Genomic DNA, 15,097 nt, shown 5'->3' on the forward strand with positions numbered 1-15,097 from the left:
AGGACATTCAGCACTCGAACCACCCCCGACCGACCCGGTCCGCCCCTCACCACGGCGAACTCCCGCACCGCACGAGCCCCGAGGACTCCCCCTTGAACGCCACCCCCACCCCCGACGACCACGGAGACCAAGGCCCACAGGGACGCCCCGTTCCGCTCGCCGAGTCGGTTCCCCAGCAACGAGGCCGCACCCTCCAGCCCGAGCGACCCCGCGAAGACACCGGGGACCTCCTGGAACACCCCGACCCGCACACCGCCGCCCAGGCCGCCGCCGTGGAGAACCTGCTGCGCTGCTGGGCACGGGAGACGGACCTCCCCGCGCCCGACACCGGCACCCTCCGCATCCCGCTGCCCGCCAGCGGTACGGCCCTGATCACCCCGGTCCGCCACTGGTCCCCCGCCGGCTGGCACCGCTTCGGCCCACCTCGCCTGGCCGGCACCCCCGACACCGCCCCACCCGTCGACGCGGTCACCCTCGCCGCCCTCCTCACACGCGAGACGCACGGGCGGGGCGAGAACGGCGGCCCTGGCGGCCCCGCCGGTAACGTGGACGGACGAGCCGACGGGGCGGGCCGAACCGACGGCGCGAGCGGACGCGCCGTGGGCGTAGGGAGGCAGGCCGAGGGAGGCACACCTCGTTGGGGCGACGGCCAGGACGGCCGAGCCGAGGGCCAAGGTGGTCGAGCCGATGGCCAGGGCGGCGGAGTGGAGGGCTTGGGCGGTCGGGCCGACGGTCTGGACGGTCGAGCCGAGGGCTTGGGCAGGTGGGCCGGGAGTGTGTTCGGCCGCACCGACCACGTTCCCGGCCAAGCCGACGGCACCCGCCGCTCCGCCAACGGCAGCCCCGGCCGATCTCTCGGCACCTCCGACATCGCCGGGCTCTCACCCGACATCGCCGAGGGTTCATCAGACATCGCCCGGAGTTCACTGGGCAACGCCGGGGTCACACCTGGCGCCGGGGACGGCCGCGATGCGTTGGGCATTCCGGAGGCTGCACCCGGCGACGGCGACGGCGACGGCCACGCTGACCGCGACAGCGAACCCGGAGTCGCGGGCGTCACCGCTGGTGCTGGTGCTGGTGCTGGTGCTGGTGCTGGTGCCGGTGCCGGTGCCGGTGCCGGCGACGACGCCCCCGGCATCCCCGGCATCCCCGGCAGCCCCTGGTCCAACCCCGGCGGTCCTCAACCCACCCCCACCCCAGGCCCCGAGCCCACCCCCTCCGCCCCGCTCACCCCCGACGACGGTGACCTCGTGGCCCGGGTCGCCGACTCCCTGCGCCGCACGGTCACCTTCATCACCGACCGGCGTACCCGTCCCGCCGACGGCCCCGACCGTTTTCTCGCCGCCGAGCAGGCGCTTCTGCTCGGGCACCCGCTGCACCCGACCCCGAAGAGCCGCGAGGGTCTCACCGAGTCCGAAGCCCGGCTCTACTCACCGGAGCTGCGCGGCTCCTTCCCCCTCCACTGGATGGCCGTCTCCTTCTCCCTTCTTGCCACCGACTCGGCCTGGACCGAACGCGGTCGCCCCGTCACCGCGCCGACACTCCTGGAACGCCTCGCCGGAGCGGCCCTGTCGCTGCCGTTGCCCGACGGCTTCGCCGCCGCCCTGCCCCTGCATCCCTGGCAGGCCCGCGAGGTCCGCCACCGTGAGGAGACCGCGGCCCTCCTCGACGCCGGACTCCTCCGTGACCTGGGCCCTCTCGGCGCCCCCTGGTCTCCCACCTCCTCCGTACGCACCGTGCACCGCACCGGCGCCCCCGCCATGCTCAAACTGTCGCTCGGCCTGCGCATCACCAACTCCCGCCGGGAGAACCTCCGCAAGGAACTCCACCGAGGCGTCGAGGTGCACCGCCTGCTGCGCACCGGCCTCGCCAAGCAGTGGCAGGCGGCCCACCCCGGCTTCGACATCGTGCGCGACCCCGCCTGGCTGGCTGTCGACAGCCGGGACGGCCGACCCGTGCCAGGACTCGACGTGATGATCCGGCACAACCCGTTCACCCCGACCGACGACGTGTCCTGCGTCGCGGGCCTGGTCGCACCCCGGCCCCTCGACACCTCGGCCGCGAAGGGCCGGCCCCGGCCGTACCGCTCCCGGCTGGCCAGGGTCGTCGCCCAGCTCGCCGAGCGCACCGGACGCCCCGTCGGCGCTGTCGCCACCGAGTGGTTCCTGCGCTACCTGGAGCAGGTCGTCCGCCCGGTGCTCTGGCTCGACGGCGAGGCCGGCATCGCCCTGGAGGCGCATCAGCAGAACACGCTGCTTCTGCTGGACACCGACGGCTGGCCCATCGGCGGCCGCTACCGAGACAACCAGGGCTACTACTTCCGGGAGTCCCGGCGCACCGACCTCGACGCCAGGCTGCCCGGCATCGGAGAGCACAGCGACACCTTCGTCTCCGACGAGGTCACCGACGAACGCTTCGCCTACTACCTCGCCATCAACAACGTGCTCGGCCTGGTCGGAGCGTTCGGCTCCCAGCGGCTCGCCGACGAGCGCCTGCTGCTCGCCGCGTTCCGCCGGTTCCTCGCCGACGCGGCTTCCGGGCCCGCCCCGCTGTGCACCTCCCTGCCCGGTCTCCTGCTCGACTCACCCGTGCTGCGCTGCAAGGCCAACCTGCTGACCCGCCTGCACGGCCTCGACGAACTCGTCGGCCCGGTCGACACCCAGTCCGTCTACGTCACCATCACCAACCCCCTCCACTCCCGACCTTCCTGACCGCCCCAGCCCCAGCACCGGCCCCTGCACCAGCGGCCACCCCCGCACAGGCTCCCCGCTCACCGCCCTTCCCCACCGAATGCGTCAAATCCGCCAAATCCACCGAATGCACCGACCTAGGAACATGACCCACCTCGTCTCCTGAGAGGAGCGCAGCGTGCCTCCCGCCGACGCGAGCGCCGACGCAGGCCCCGTACCGGCCCACCCCGCCCACGCCGTCCACCCCGTCCACTCGGGCCGCTCCGGACCCGTCGAGGACGGCAGGGACTGCGAGGACACCCTGGACCTCCGCCTGCCCGATGAATTCCTCGCCCTCTTCACCGGGAGGACGGCCGCCGCCCGTGCCGGTGGGACAACCGGCCCCGGTAGCAGCAGCGGCGGGGGAGAAGTCCGTCGCGCACCCGCCCCCTCGCAGGACACTTCCGTCTCGCTCGCCTCTGCCCGCTTCACCGACCCGGACGTCAACCCACCGGGCCCTCTCGACGCACTCGATCTGCTCGATCAGGTGGACAACTGGGGTCCCACCGCGACACCCGTCGGCACCTTCCACCTCGTGCCGGTCCGCTCCGACCGCCTTGAGCGTGACCTGCCGATCATCAGCCGCTGGATGAACGCCCCCGAGGTCGCCGCGTTCTGGCAGCTGGCCGGTTCACCGACGCTGACGGAAGGCCATCTGCGCAGCCAGCTCATGGGCGACGGACGCAGCGTGCCGTGTCTGGGCATGCTCGACGGCACCCCGATGAGCTACTGGGAGATCTATCGGGCCGATCTGGACCCGCTGGCCCGCCACTATCCGGCCCGCCCGCACGACACCGGGGTCCACCTCCTCATCGGCGATGTCTCCGACCGACGGCGCGGACTGGGATCCGCCCTGCTCAGAGCCGTAGCCGATCTCGTCCTCGATCGCCGGCCCGCCTGTGCGCGTGTCGTCGCGGAGCCCGATCTTCATAACACCCCCTCCGTGGCCGCCTTCCTCAACGCGGGCTACCGCTACGCCGCCGAGGTCGACCTGCCTGCCAAACGGGCCGCCCTCATGATCCGGGACCGGTCCCTACGTCATCTGATGTAGCGCTGAGTGATCGTGTGTACACATGTAGTACGAAGCGGCGCCCGGTCGAGTTCCCGCTCGCTCGGAAGAAATTCGACTCGGAGAAATCCGAGCCGCAGACGGACGAGCCGCAGACGGACGAGCCGCAGGCAAACGGGCTGGATGAGAACCAGCCGCAAGCGAACGGGCCGCATGCGAACGGGCGGATGGCCACGAGTCCCTCGCCCCTTCGCCGCCTCGCCCCTCTGCTCAGGAGCCCCGGCGTGATCCCACTCCCCGTCGCGGCCGTGATCGCCCGATTGTCAGTGCCGGGCCGTAGGGTGGTCGCGCTATGACGAAGCCCTCACTCCCTGAACTCCTGCACGCCGCTGTCGCAGCCGTCGGCGGTACGGAGCGCCCCGGCCAGGTGACCATGGCCGAATCGGTCGCCGAGGCGATCGACGACGGATCCCATCTGCTGATCCAGGCCGGCACCGGCACCGGAAAGTCGCTCGGCTATCTGGTGCCCGCGCTCGCGCACGGGGAGCGGGTCGTCGTGGCGACGGCGACCCTGGCCCTGCAGAGACAGCTCGTGGAGCGGGACCTCCCGCGGACCGTCGACGCCCTGCACCCGCTGCTGCGTCGGCGGCCCGAGTTCGCGATGCTCAAGGGCAGGTCGAACTATCTGTGCCTGCACCGGCTGCACGAGGGCGTCCCGCAGGACGAGGAGGAAGGCCTCTTCGACCAGTTCGAGGCGGCCGCCCCCACCAGCAAGCTCGGCCAGGACCTGCTGCGGTTGCGCGACTGGGCCGACGAGACCGAGACCGGTGACCGCGACGGCCTCACGCCGGGCGTCTCCGACAAGGCCTGGGCCCAGGTCTCGGTCTCCTCCCGGGAGTGCCTCGGCGCGTCCAAGTGCGCCTACGGCGCCGAGTGCTTCGCCGAGATGGCCCGCGAGCGCGCCAAGCTCGCCGAGGTCGTCGTCACCAACCACGCCCTGCTCGCGATCGACGCGATCGAGGGCGCCCCCGTCCTCCCGCAGCACGAGGTGCTGATCGTCGACGAGGCGCACGAGCTGGTCTCGCGCGTCACCGGCGTCGCGACCGGAGAGCTCACCCCGGGCCAGGTCAACCGGGCGGTGCGGCGCGCCGCCAAACTGGTGGACGAGAAGGCCGCCGACCAGCTCCAGACCGCCGCCGAGGGCTTCGAGCGGCTGATGGAGCTGGCCCTGCCGGGCCGCCTGGAGGAGATCCCGGAGGACCTCGGCTACGCCCTGGCGGCTCTCAGGGACGCCGCCCGTACCGTGATCTCCGCGCTCGGTACGACCCGCGACAAGTCGGTCCAGGACGAGGACGCGGTGCGCAAGCAGGCGCTGGCCTCGGTGGAGACCGTCCACGACGTGGCGGAACGGATCGTGAACGGCTCCGAGTGGGACGTCGTCTGGTACGAGCGCCACGACCGCTTCGGCGCGTCCGTCCGCGTCGCCCCGATGTCCGTGTCGGGTCTGCTCAGGGAGAAGCTCTTCGCTGACCGCTCGGTCGTCCTCACCTCGGCGACCCTCAGGCTCGGCGGCGACTTCAACGGCGTCGGGGCCTCCTTGGGCCTCGGCCCGGAGGGCACCGAGGGCGATGACCTCCCGCAGTGGAAGGGCGTCGACGTCGGTTCGCCTTTCGACTACCCGAGACAGGGCATCCTCTACGTCGCCAAGCACCTGTCCCGTCCCGCGCGGGACGGCGACCGCGCCGACATGCTGGACGAGCTGACCGAGCTGATCCAGGCCGCCGGCGGCCGCACCCTCGGTCTCTTCTCCTCGATGCGGGCGGCCCAGCAGGCCGCCGAGGAACTGCGCACCCGGATTCCGGAGTTCCCGATACTCCTCCAGGGCGAGGAGACCCTCGGCGAGCTGATCAAGAACTTCGCCGCCGATCCGAAGACCTGTCTCTTCGGCACCCTGTCGCTGTGGCAGGGCGTCGACGTCCCGGGCCCCAGCTGCCAGCTGGTCGTCATGGACAAGATCCCCTTCCCGCGCCCCGACGACCCGCTGATGAGCGCCCGGCAGAAGGCCGTCGAGGACGCCGGGGGCAACGGCTTCATGGCGGTCGCCGCCACCCACGCCGCGCTGCTGATGGCCCAGGGAGCCGGCCGCCTGGTCCGCGCGTCGGGGGACCGGGGCGTGGTCGCCGTGCTCGACCAGCGGCTCGCCACCGCGCGGTACGGCGGCTACCTCAAGACGTCCCTGCCGGACTTCTGGTACACCACGGACCGTAACCAGGTCCGGAAGTCGCTGGCGGCGATCGACGCGACCGCGCGGCAGGCGGAGGCGGAGTGATCGCGGGTTAGCCTGTCCCGGCCCGGGACAGGCTAACCCGCGATACGAACCGGCAGGCGCCGGAGCCCGGACAGCACAGGGCCCCGGAACCGGCGCAGGGGTTCCGGGGCCCGGTCAGAGGGCGCGGACGGCACAGCCGCCCGCCGCAGGCGTCACACGCGCCGCAGTACCGCGACGACCTTGCCCAGGATGGTCGCGTCGTCGCCGGGGATCGGCTCGTAGGCCGAGTTGTGGGGGAGGAGCCAGACATGGCCGTCCTCGCGCTTGAAGCGCTTGACGGTGGCCTCGCCGTCGAGCATGGCGGCGACGATGTCGCCGTTCTCGGCGACCGGCTGGCGGCGGACGGTGACCCAGTCCCCGTCGCAGATCGCGGCCTCGATCATCGAGTCACCGACGACCTTCAGCACGAACAGCTCGCCGTCACCGACCAGCTGCCGGGGCAGCGGAAAGACGTCCTCCACCGACTCCTCGGCGAGGATCGGCCCACCGGCGGCGATCCGGCCGACCAGCGGGACGTACGACGCGGCGGGCTTGCCGGCGGTGTCCGTGGGCTGCACGCTCACGGCCTGGTCGGAGCCGCGCACCTCGTACGCGCGCGGGCGGTGCGGGTCGCGGCGCAGGAAGCCCTTGCGCTCCAGCGCCATCAGCTGATGTGCGACCGAGGAGGTGCTGGACAGGCCGACGGCCTGGCCGATCTCCCGCATCGACGGCGGGTAGCCGCGTCGTTGCACCGAGTCCCTGATGACCTCGATCACCCGGCGTTGCCGGTCGGTGAGGCCCGAGCTGTCGGCCCGGATGCCTGGAGGTCGGCCTGGCAGGGAGCGCTTGTGTCCCTCGGGATTCACGGCTTCGTTCATGGCATGCACCGGGTCGAGTCGGCCCTGGGAGCGGTCCTGGGCGGTGATGGTGGCGCTGTCTGCGGTGGTGGTCACGTCGGCCCCTCTCGATGGTCTCCCTGCTGGACAACGGTAGTTGCTTTCGAAAGGTTGCGCCAAACACACGTTCGAGTGAAAAAACAAGGTTCATCGGGCGCGATCGTGTGCCTGGGTGTATGGCTGACGCGGGACCCGGCGGACAAAAGGGCTCATTGTTGTACTCTTCGCCGCCGAGGTGGTGGCACTGGTGAGTGCGCCCAGTCTGCCACCCGGGCCGCTGCCGACCGGGATGCCCGTCCCGATCTGCGCCGGAGCCGCACGTGACCTCCGTGCGGCGCCCACCGTATCTCCGTATCCGCCGTAGCGGTACGTGTGCGACACGCGCAAACTGTCGATGTGTCAGTCGATCCCTACATCTAGTGGTTGGATTGCTACAGCAGCCCACAAGTTGTGGTCCCCCGGGTCTCCGAGCCCTCCGCGATCGCCTATGCTTGGGGCTGCTTCGAGGGGCCCATGAGGCCCGGCGAGGCCATCGAGTCTGCTGTGAGGAGGGTTGGAGATCATGCACTGCCCCTTCTGCAGGCACCCCGACAGCCGTGTGGTCGACAGTCGTACGACCGACGACGGCACGTCGATCCGCAGGCGCCGCCAGTGCCCTGACTGCTCCCGTCGTTTCACGACCGTGGAGACGTGCTCGCTCATGGTGGTCAAGCGGTCCGGGGTCACCGAGCCGTTCAGCCGTACCAAGGTCATCAACGGCGTGCGCAAGGCATGTCAGGGGCGGCCTGTCACCGAGGACGCACTCGCCCAGCTCGGCCAGCGGGTCGAGGAGGCGGTGCGGGCCACCGGAAGCGCCGAGCTGACCACCCACGACGTGGGGCTGGCCATACTCGGTCCGTTGCAGGAGCTCGACCTCGTCGCCTACTTGCGGTTCGCCTCCGTCTATCGGGCGTTCGACTCGCTCGAGGACTTCGAGGCCGCGATCGCCGAGCTCAGGCAGGCCGCGCAGGACCCCGTCGCGGACGACGAAGACGCGGGAGCGGGGAGCCAGGAGGACGGACACGGGCCGGGCGGGCCCGCTGAGGTGCCCGCGCCCGTTCACATCGTCGGCTGACGGGCGGACCGGAACCGGGCGGATGGCCCGGATCCGGCGGTCGGACGGTGATCCAGGACTTGTCGCGGGTGGCAGCTGAGGGTGCCCGCGACATCGGAACAGAACAGCGTGCCACGGGAACATCGTGGCATTTCAGGGCGTTTTAGCCCGTACAGGGAGGCGGCATGACAGAGACGGCGAGCGGCCCGGCACGGAGTTCCCGCGCGAAGGGGACGAAGGCCACCAAGGGTCTGCGTATCGAGCGCATCCACACCACCCCCGGCGTGCATCCGTACGACGAGGTGAGCTGGGCGCGCCGTGACGTCGTCATGACCAACTGGCGCGACGGCTCGGTCAATTTCGAGCAGCGTGGCGTCGAGTTCCCCGACTTCTGGTCGGTGAACGCGGTCAACATCGTCACCAGTAAGTACTTCCGTGGTGCCGTCGGCACCCCGCAGCGCGAGACCGGCCTCAAGCAGCTGATCGACCGCATCGTGAAGACGTACCGGAAGGCCGGCGAGGACTACACGTACTTCGCCACGCCCGACGACGCCGAGATCTTCGAGCACGAGCTGGCGTACGCCCTCCTGCACCAGATCTTCAGCTTCAACAGCCCCGTGTGGTTCAACGTGGGCACCCCGCAGCCCCAGCAGGTCTCCGCCTGCTTCATCCTGTCCGTCGACGACTCCATGGAGTCGATCCTCGACTGGTACAAGGAAGAGGGCATGATCTTCAAGGGCGGCTCCGGCGCCGGCCTGAACCTCTCCCGGATCCGTTCCTCCAAGGAACTGCTCTCCTCCGGCGGCAACGCCTCCGGCCCGGTCTCCTTCATGCGCGGCGCCGACGCGTCCGCCGGCACCATCAAGTCCGGCGGTGCCACCCGCCGCGCCGCCAAGATGGTCATCCTCGACGTCGACCACCCCGACATCGAGGACTTCATCGAGACCAAGGTGAAGGAGGAGGAGAAGATCCGCGCGCTGCGTGACGCGGGCTTCGACATGGACCTGGGCGGCGACGACATCACGTCCGTCCAGTACCAGAACGCCAACAACTCGGTCCGCGTGAACGACGAGTTCATGAAGGCGGTCGAGCAGGGCGGCCAGTTCGGTCTGCGGGCCCGGATGACCGGCGAGGTCATCGAGGACATCGAGGCCAAGAGCCTGTTCCGGAAGATGGCCGAGGCCGCCTGGGCCTGTGCCGACCCGGGCATCCAGTACGACGACACCATCAACCACTGGCACACCTGCCCGGAGTCCGGCCGGATCAACGGCTCGAACCCCTGCAGCGAGTACATGCACCTGGACAACACGTCCTGCAACCTCGCCTCGCTGAACCTGATGAAGTTCCTGAAGGACGACGGCAAGGGCCACCAGTCCTTCGACGTCGAGCGCTTCGCCAAGGTCGTCGAGCTCGTCATCACCGCGATGGACATCTCCATCTGCTTCGCGGACTTCCCGACCCAGAAGATCGGCGAGAACACCCGCGCCTTCCGCCAGCTCGGCATCGGCTACGCCAACCTCGGCGCCCTGCTGATGGCGACCGGTCACGCCTACGACTCCGACGGCGGCCGCGCCCTCGCCGGTGCCATCACCTCCCTGATGACCGGCACCGCGTACAAGCGCTCGTCCGAGCTCGCCGCGGTCGTCGGCCCGTACGACGGCTACGCCCGCAACGCCGACGCCCACAACCGCGTCATGAAGCAGCACGCCGACGCCAACACCACGGCCGTCCGCATGGACGACCTGGACACCCCGGTGTGGGCCGCGGCCACGGAGGCCTGGCAGGACGTGCTGCGCCTCGGCGAGAAGAACGGTTTCCGTAACTCCCAGGCGTCCGTGCTCGCCCCGACCGGCACCATCGGTCTGGCGATGTCCTGCGACACCACCGGCGTCGAGCCCGACCTCGCCCTGGTCAAGTTCAAGAAGCTGGTCGGCGGCGGCTCGATGCAGATCGTCAACGGCACGGTCCCGCAGGCCCTGCGCCGCCTGGGCTACCAGGAGGAGCAGATCGAGGCGATCGTCGCCCACATCGCCGAGAACGGCAACGTGATCGACGCTCCCAGCCTCAAGCAGGAGCACTACGAGGTCTTCGACTGCGCCATGGGCGAGCGTGCCATCTCCCCGATGGGGCACGTCCGCATGATGGCCGCGATCCAGCCGTGGATCTCCGGTGCCATCTCCAAGACGGTCAACATGCCGGAGACGGCGACCGTCGAGGAGGTCGAGGAGATCTACTTCGAGGCCTGGAAGCTCGGCGTCAAGGCGCTCGCGATCTACCGCGACAACTGCAAGGTCGGCCAGCCCCTCTCCGCCAAGACCAAGGAGAAGGAGAAGGAGGAGGTCGCCGAGAAGGCCGAGGCGACCATCCGCGAGACGGTCGAGAAGGTCATCGAGTACCGCCCGGTCCGCAAGCGCCTTCCGAAGGGTCGTCCCGGCATCACCACGTCCTTCACCGTCGGCGGTGCCGAGGGCTACATGACGGCCAACTCCTACCCGGACGACGGCCTGGGCGAGGTCTTCCTGAAGATGTCCAAGCAGGGTTCCACCCTCGCGGGCATGATGGACGCCTTCTCCATCGCGGTCTCCGTCGGCCTCCAGTACGGCGTGCCGCTGGAGACGTACGTCTCGAAGTTCACCAACATGCGCTTCGAGCCGGCCGGTATGACGGACGACCCGGACGTGCGGATGGCGCAGTCGATCGTCGACTACATCTTCCGCCGCCTGGCGCTGGACTTCCTGCCCTTCGAGACGCGCTCCGCGCTCGGCATCCACTCCGCCGAGGAGCGTCAGCGTCACCTGGAGACCGGTTCGTACGAGCCGTCGCTCGAAGACGAGGTCGACGTCGAGGGTCTGGCCCAGTCTGCGCCGCGTGCCCAGGAGCTGAAGGCCGTCGCCTCCCCGAAGGTAGAGGCCAAGCCCGCCCTGAAGCAGGCGCACACCAGCGCCGAACTGGTGGAGATGCAGCTGGGCATCCAGGCCGACGCCCCGCTCTGCTTCTCCTGCGGTACGAAGATGCAGCGGGCCGGTTCCTGCTACATCTGCGAGGGCTGCGGCTCGACCAGCGGTTGCAGCTGATCTCGGGCGCCGCTGAGGCGTAGATCATCTGTCCAGGGCGGTGGAGCCGGTTTCCCGGCTCCACCGCCTTCGGCATGTGTGGCACCTGGCTGTCGGGTTCGACGCAGCGTGCCGCCCCGCCGAGGGCTTGTCGCCGCGATCGCTGATTCACTACAACGAGCACATCGCAGCCGCGGCTCTGCGGGCAGACAGAGAACGCGTTCGCCGAACGGGCCGCTGGCTGGTCCGACACGGGGCGGATCGATGCTCGGTCACCGTTGGGCTCGCCTTGGTCGCCGCCGTGGGAACGCCAGACGACATCCCGATGGTCCAGACGATCGGACTGCTCTCCAACCGCTTCGGGCCGTTGGCGGCGCATGCTTTCGAGAGCCGGCCATGGGGAGTGGAGGCCTTGCTGTGGCTTGCCGAGCGAGTCACCGGATGGGGGCGTGTCCATGTCGTTGAAGCTCTCCGCAGACTCGACGACCCGGCTGCCCGACCCTGGCTGCTCCGCAGAGCATGTGACGGCGATTTCCTCAACGGCTACTTCGCAGGCAAGGTGGCCACCGTTGCGAAACTCCATGAGGCGCTTGGAGACCTCGACACGGACGGCGAGATGGTCGACCACGCCGGTCGGCTCCTGCGCCTGATGCGTCTCGGTGCTCGACCGGGCGGAGTGGATCCCGGCCGCGTGCCGGGCTCGCGACGGAGGACACCCGGATGCGGTGGCCCGCCGACCACCGGGCGCCCCAGCTGCGGCTGAGCGCGTTCCCCGATCGAGCGTCGGATGCCCAGGAATAGCGCACACCGGGAATAAGTGATCTCCACCAGGACGAGTCGTGGCGAGGTGATGAGGTGGCGAGGTAAGGGGCGTCGACCACGGCCGACGCCCCTTACCTCGTGCTCCTCGCCGTTCGCCGTCAGGGGCGGCCGAGTCCGCCCATGGCCTGGCTGAAGACCACGGGGTCGTCCTCGAACCCGTGCAGGCCGGGCCGGAAGGACCAGTTGCCGGACCCGTCGCGCACGAACTCCGCGACGGCGGCCGCGGTGGCCCCGAGGACCGAGCCGAAGTCGTCCTGGGCCAGCACGTTGTAGCCCTCGCGGACACGCACCGCCGGGTTCAGGACGTTCACGAACGTCCGGTGCACGGAGCGCTGCTGGATGACGACTCCGACGACCACGCGCGTGTACCGGCCGTCGAGCCGGTCCAGTTCGAGCGTCATCACCTCGTCCCAGCCGAAACCCTTGCCGTCCTGGCTGTCCCGGTTGAGGAAGATGGTGCCGTCGGGCGAGCGGCTGTCGAAGTGCACCAGATAGGCCGGAGTCCCGTAAGGATCACCCGCCAGGAACGTCGCGCCGATGATGTCGAGATCGGTGGGCGGCTGCCCTGACGGGCTCGGATCCCACTGCACAGCGACCTCGACCTTGCCGATCGCCTTGCTGAAACCGCTCATCACGCGTCCCCTTCCCCCTAGAGGTCCACTGCCCCAACTGATGGGCTGCCAAGGCTCTTTGTTAATCGTGCCACGTGCGCGGGGGCGCATGCGCGGGTGATCTCAGCCGGAGCGTGACCGACGCCACGCCGGATGGCCTTACGATGGCGCGGTGCTGGTCAAGTGGATTCGCTGCACCGTGGTGGACCGCCGGGGCTTCGAGCGGGGGCAGCGAAAATGGGCGGGGCTCCTGGGAGAGCCGGGTTTCCGGGGACAGGGCGGGGGCTGGAGCAGGCAGCGACCCGGAGTGGCGCACATCTTCGCCTTCTGGGAGAGCCGTGCCTTCTACGACTCCTTCATGGCGCGTTCCCATGACCGTCTGGCCGCGTCCCAGGTCGGTACGTTCAAGGACGCGCAGGTCAAGCTGTTCGAGTACCGGTTCGACGTGAAGACGGGCTTCGAGCCGCGTTTCACGGACAGCGACCTGGTCCGGGTGGCCCTCTGCCGTGTGCACGAGGAGCGTGTCGAACACTTCACGCTGATGCAGGAGAAGGTCTGGAACCCGGCGATGGCCGGCTCCCCGGGCATGATCCGCGGCATGTTCGCCGAGGCCCCGGCGAACGAGTTCATGGTGCTGTCCATGTGGCGTTCGGCCGCCGAACACGGCAAGTACCGCACCGAGCGGGTGGAGCGCCTGGCGCTGCGTGCCCAGACGGAGGCCGATATCGCGGCGCTCACGGGCGACATCGTGGAGCTCGAACCGAGCTGGATAGTTTGAAATTCCAACTCTCAATTTGTGTGACCTGCGCTGTATAGGGCCCATCCGAGTGCTCGATTTTTCGTCACTCGATCTAGGGTTTTGGCATGGCACGACCACGGCGCATCGTCCTTGTCCGGCACGGCGAGTCAACCGGCAACGTCGACGACTCCGTGTACGAGCGGGAACCCGACCACGCGCTGGCCCTGACGGACCGGGGCTGGCAGCAGGCCGAGGAGACCGGGAAACGTATCCGGGAGATCTTCGGCCGGGAACCCGTCAGCGTGTACGTCTCCCCGTACCGCCGTACCCACGAGACCCTCCGCGCCTTCCACCTCGACCCGGATCTCATACGCGTACGGGAGGAGCCCCGGCTGCGCGAGCAGGACTGGGGAAACTGGCAGGACCGCGACGACGTGCGCCTGCAGAAGACGTACCGGGACGCGTACGGGCACTTCTTCTTCCGCTTCCCCCAGGGCGAGTCCGGGGCCGACGTCTACGACCGCGTCGGAGGATTCCTGGAGAGCCTGTTCCGCAGCTTCGAGGCGCCGGACCACCCGCCCAACGTGCTCCTGGTGACCCATGGCCTGGCGATGCGGCTGTTCTGCATGCGCTGGTTCCACTGGACGGTCGCGGACTTCGAGTCGCTCTCCAACCCGGGGAACGCCGAGATGCGGATGCTGGTGCTCGGCGACGACGGCAAGTACACACTCGACCGGCCCTTCGACCGGTGGCGGGACCCGGAGCCCTACTGGATGAGCGGCTAGGCTGGCCGCGATGACCTCCTCCGACTCCCCGATCCCCGGGCGCCTGGACCGCGCCCTGGCCAGCCTGCGCGGACTCGCCGTCGGCGACGCGCTGGGCTCGCAGTTCTTCGTGCCGGCCAACTATCCGCTGCTCAAGCGGCGCGAGCTGCCGCCGGCCCTCTGGCAGTGGACCGACGACACGGAGATGGCCTGCTCCGTCGTCGCCGTCCTGGCCGCCCACCACCGCATCGACCAGGACGCGCTGGCCCACTCCTTCGCCACGCGCCACGACTTCGACCGGGGCTACGGCCCCGCCGTCAACCGCCTGCTCCGCCTCGTCCGCGAGGGCGGCGACTGGCGTGAGCTGGCCGCGGCGCTCTTCAACGGGCAGGGATCCTGGGGCAACGGCGCCGCGATGCGCATCGCGCCCCTGGGCGCCTGGTACGCCGACGACCCGGAGCAGGCCACCCACCAGGCCGAGATCTCGGCCTACCCCACGCACCAGCACCGCGAGGCCGTGGTCGGCGCCATGGCCGTCGCCGCGGCCGCCGCCCTGGCGGCCGCCCCCGGCGGTCCGCCGAGCCCCGGAGCGCTCCTCGACGGGGTCGTGGCGCTCGTCCCCAGGAGCGCCGTCGGCCAGGGCCTGCGGCGCGCCCGCGACATGCTCGACTACGGCGACGCGAGCACCGTCGCCGCCGTCCTCGGCTGCGGACGGCGGACGACCGCCCACGACACCGTCCCCTTCGCCCTCTGGTCGGCGGCACGCGCCCTCGGCGACTACGAGACGGCCTTCTGGACGACCGCCCAGGTGGGCGGTGACGTGGACACCACCTGCGCCATCGTCGGCGGCGTCCTCGCGGGCGGTACGGCGGGAGCGCCGCCGGTCGCGTGGGCGGAGCGGACGGAGGCGCTCCCGCCGTGGGTGTCCGCGGGGACGGGGACCGCCGTCGGCGGGTGACCTGCGCGGGGTGACCGGCGCCGGCGCGGGGATCGGCTGCAGTGGGGCTCGGTGCTTCCGGATGTCCTGGAGCCGAGTCGCTCCGCAAGCCGTCGACACTCTCCGCACCCGGCGG

Annotated in this window: 10 protein-coding genes; 8 read left to right on the plus strand and 2 right to left on the minus strand. The window is 70.2% G+C overall.

Annotation, left to right across the window (positions count from 1 at the left end; translation table 11 throughout):
• Window positions 1-272 precede the first annotated feature (272 nt).
• The 3 genes from ACZ619_RS29545 (at window position 273) to ACZ619_RS29555 (ending at window position 6,067) form a co-directional block, all read left to right on the plus strand.
• Window positions 273-2,711 carry an IucA/IucC family protein gene (locus ACZ619_RS29545; RefSeq protein WP_469605357.1) on the plus strand — a complete coding sequence of 813 codons (2,439 nt, stop codon included), beginning with the start codon at window positions 273-275 and terminating at the stop codon, window positions 2,709-2,711.
• A 157-nt stretch (window positions 2,712-2,868) separates the two neighbouring features.
• Window positions 2,869-3,780: a GNAT family N-acetyltransferase gene (locus ACZ619_RS29550; RefSeq protein ID WP_469605161.1), complete on the plus strand. Its 912-nt coding sequence runs from the start codon at window positions 2,869-2,871 to the stop codon at window positions 3,778-3,780.
• Window positions 3,781-4,090: 310 nt separating this feature from the next.
• Window positions 4,091-6,067 (plus strand): ATP-dependent DNA helicase, encoded by a 1,977-nt coding sequence (locus ACZ619_RS29555; protein WP_469605163.1) that lies wholly within the window; start codon window positions 4,091-4,093, stop codon window positions 6,065-6,067.
• Between the two features lie 152 nt (window positions 6,068-6,219).
• Here ACZ619_RS29555 and lexA read toward each other — a convergent pair whose 3' ends face one another.
• Window positions 6,220-6,999, minus strand: coding sequence for a transcriptional repressor LexA (gene lexA / locus ACZ619_RS29560; RefSeq protein WP_362579448.1), 780 nt, complete (start codon window positions 6,997-6,999; stop codon window positions 6,220-6,222).
• Window positions 7,000-7,504: 505 nt separating this feature from the next.
• Here lexA and nrdR point away from each other — a divergent pair.
• Complete coding sequence (gene nrdR, locus ACZ619_RS29565; RefSeq protein WP_469605165.1) at window positions 7,505-8,056, plus strand: transcriptional regulator NrdR; 552 nt, start codon at window positions 7,505-7,507, stop codon at window positions 8,054-8,056.
• Window positions 8,057-8,220: 164 nt separating this feature from the next.
• Window positions 8,221-11,109: a vitamin B12-dependent ribonucleotide reductase gene (locus ACZ619_RS29570; RefSeq protein ID WP_469605168.1), complete on the plus strand. Its 2,889-nt coding sequence runs from the start codon at window positions 8,221-8,223 to the stop codon at window positions 11,107-11,109.
• Window positions 11,110-12,008: 899 nt separating this feature from the next.
• Here the strand turns inward: ACZ619_RS29570 and ACZ619_RS29575 are convergent.
• Window positions 12,009-12,542 carry a TerD family protein gene (locus ACZ619_RS29575; protein ID WP_469605171.1) on the minus strand — a complete coding sequence of 178 codons (534 nt, stop codon included), beginning with the start codon at window positions 12,540-12,542 and terminating at the stop codon, window positions 12,009-12,011.
• 151 nt (window positions 12,543-12,693) lie between these two features.
• On the opposite strand from ACZ619_RS29575, the gene ACZ619_RS29580 reads away from it, so the two are divergent.
• The 3 genes from ACZ619_RS29580 (at window position 12,694) to ACZ619_RS29590 (ending at window position 14,982) form a co-directional block, all read left to right on the plus strand.
• On the plus strand, window positions 12,694-13,299 hold the full coding sequence (locus ACZ619_RS29580; protein ID WP_469605173.1) for a YdbC family protein: 606 nt from the start codon (window positions 12,694-12,696) through the stop codon (window positions 13,297-13,299).
• 86 nt (window positions 13,300-13,385) lie between these two features.
• Window positions 13,386-14,045 (plus strand): histidine phosphatase family protein, encoded by a 660-nt coding sequence (locus ACZ619_RS29585; RefSeq protein ID WP_469605175.1) that lies wholly within the window; start codon window positions 13,386-13,388, stop codon window positions 14,043-14,045.
• A gap of 10 nt (window positions 14,046-14,055) precedes the next feature.
• A complete protein-coding gene (locus ACZ619_RS29590; RefSeq protein ID WP_469605178.1) occupies window positions 14,056-14,982 on the plus strand; it encodes an ADP-ribosylglycohydrolase family protein in 927 nt (308 codons plus the stop codon).
• Window positions 14,983-15,097: the final 115 nt, after the last annotated feature.

It is taken from the genome of Streptomyces sp. NPDC104367, from assembly GCF_055583825.1.

Coding starts and splice junctions, on each gene's coding strand:
- ACZ619_RS29555 (WP_469605163.1), top strand. CDS start 4,091: ATGACGAAGCCCTCACTCCCTGAACTCCTGCACGCCGCTGTCGCAGCC.
- nrdR (WP_469605165.1), top strand. CDS start 7,505: ATGCACTGCCCCTTCTGCAGGCACCCCGACAGCCGTGTGGTCGACAGT.
- ACZ619_RS29570 (WP_469605168.1), top strand. CDS start 8,221: ATGACAGAGACGGCGAGCGGCCCGGCACGGAGTTCCCGCGCGAAGGGG.
- ACZ619_RS29575 (WP_469605171.1), bottom strand. CDS start 12,542: ATGAGCGGTTTCAGCAAGGCGATCGGCAAGGTCGAGGTCGCTGTGCAG.
- ACZ619_RS29585 (WP_469605175.1), top strand. CDS start 13,386: ATGGCACGACCACGGCGCATCGTCCTTGTCCGGCACGGCGAGTCAACC.
- ACZ619_RS29590 (WP_469605178.1), top strand. CDS start 14,056: ATGACCTCCTCCGACTCCCCGATCCCCGGGCGCCTGGACCGCGCCCTG.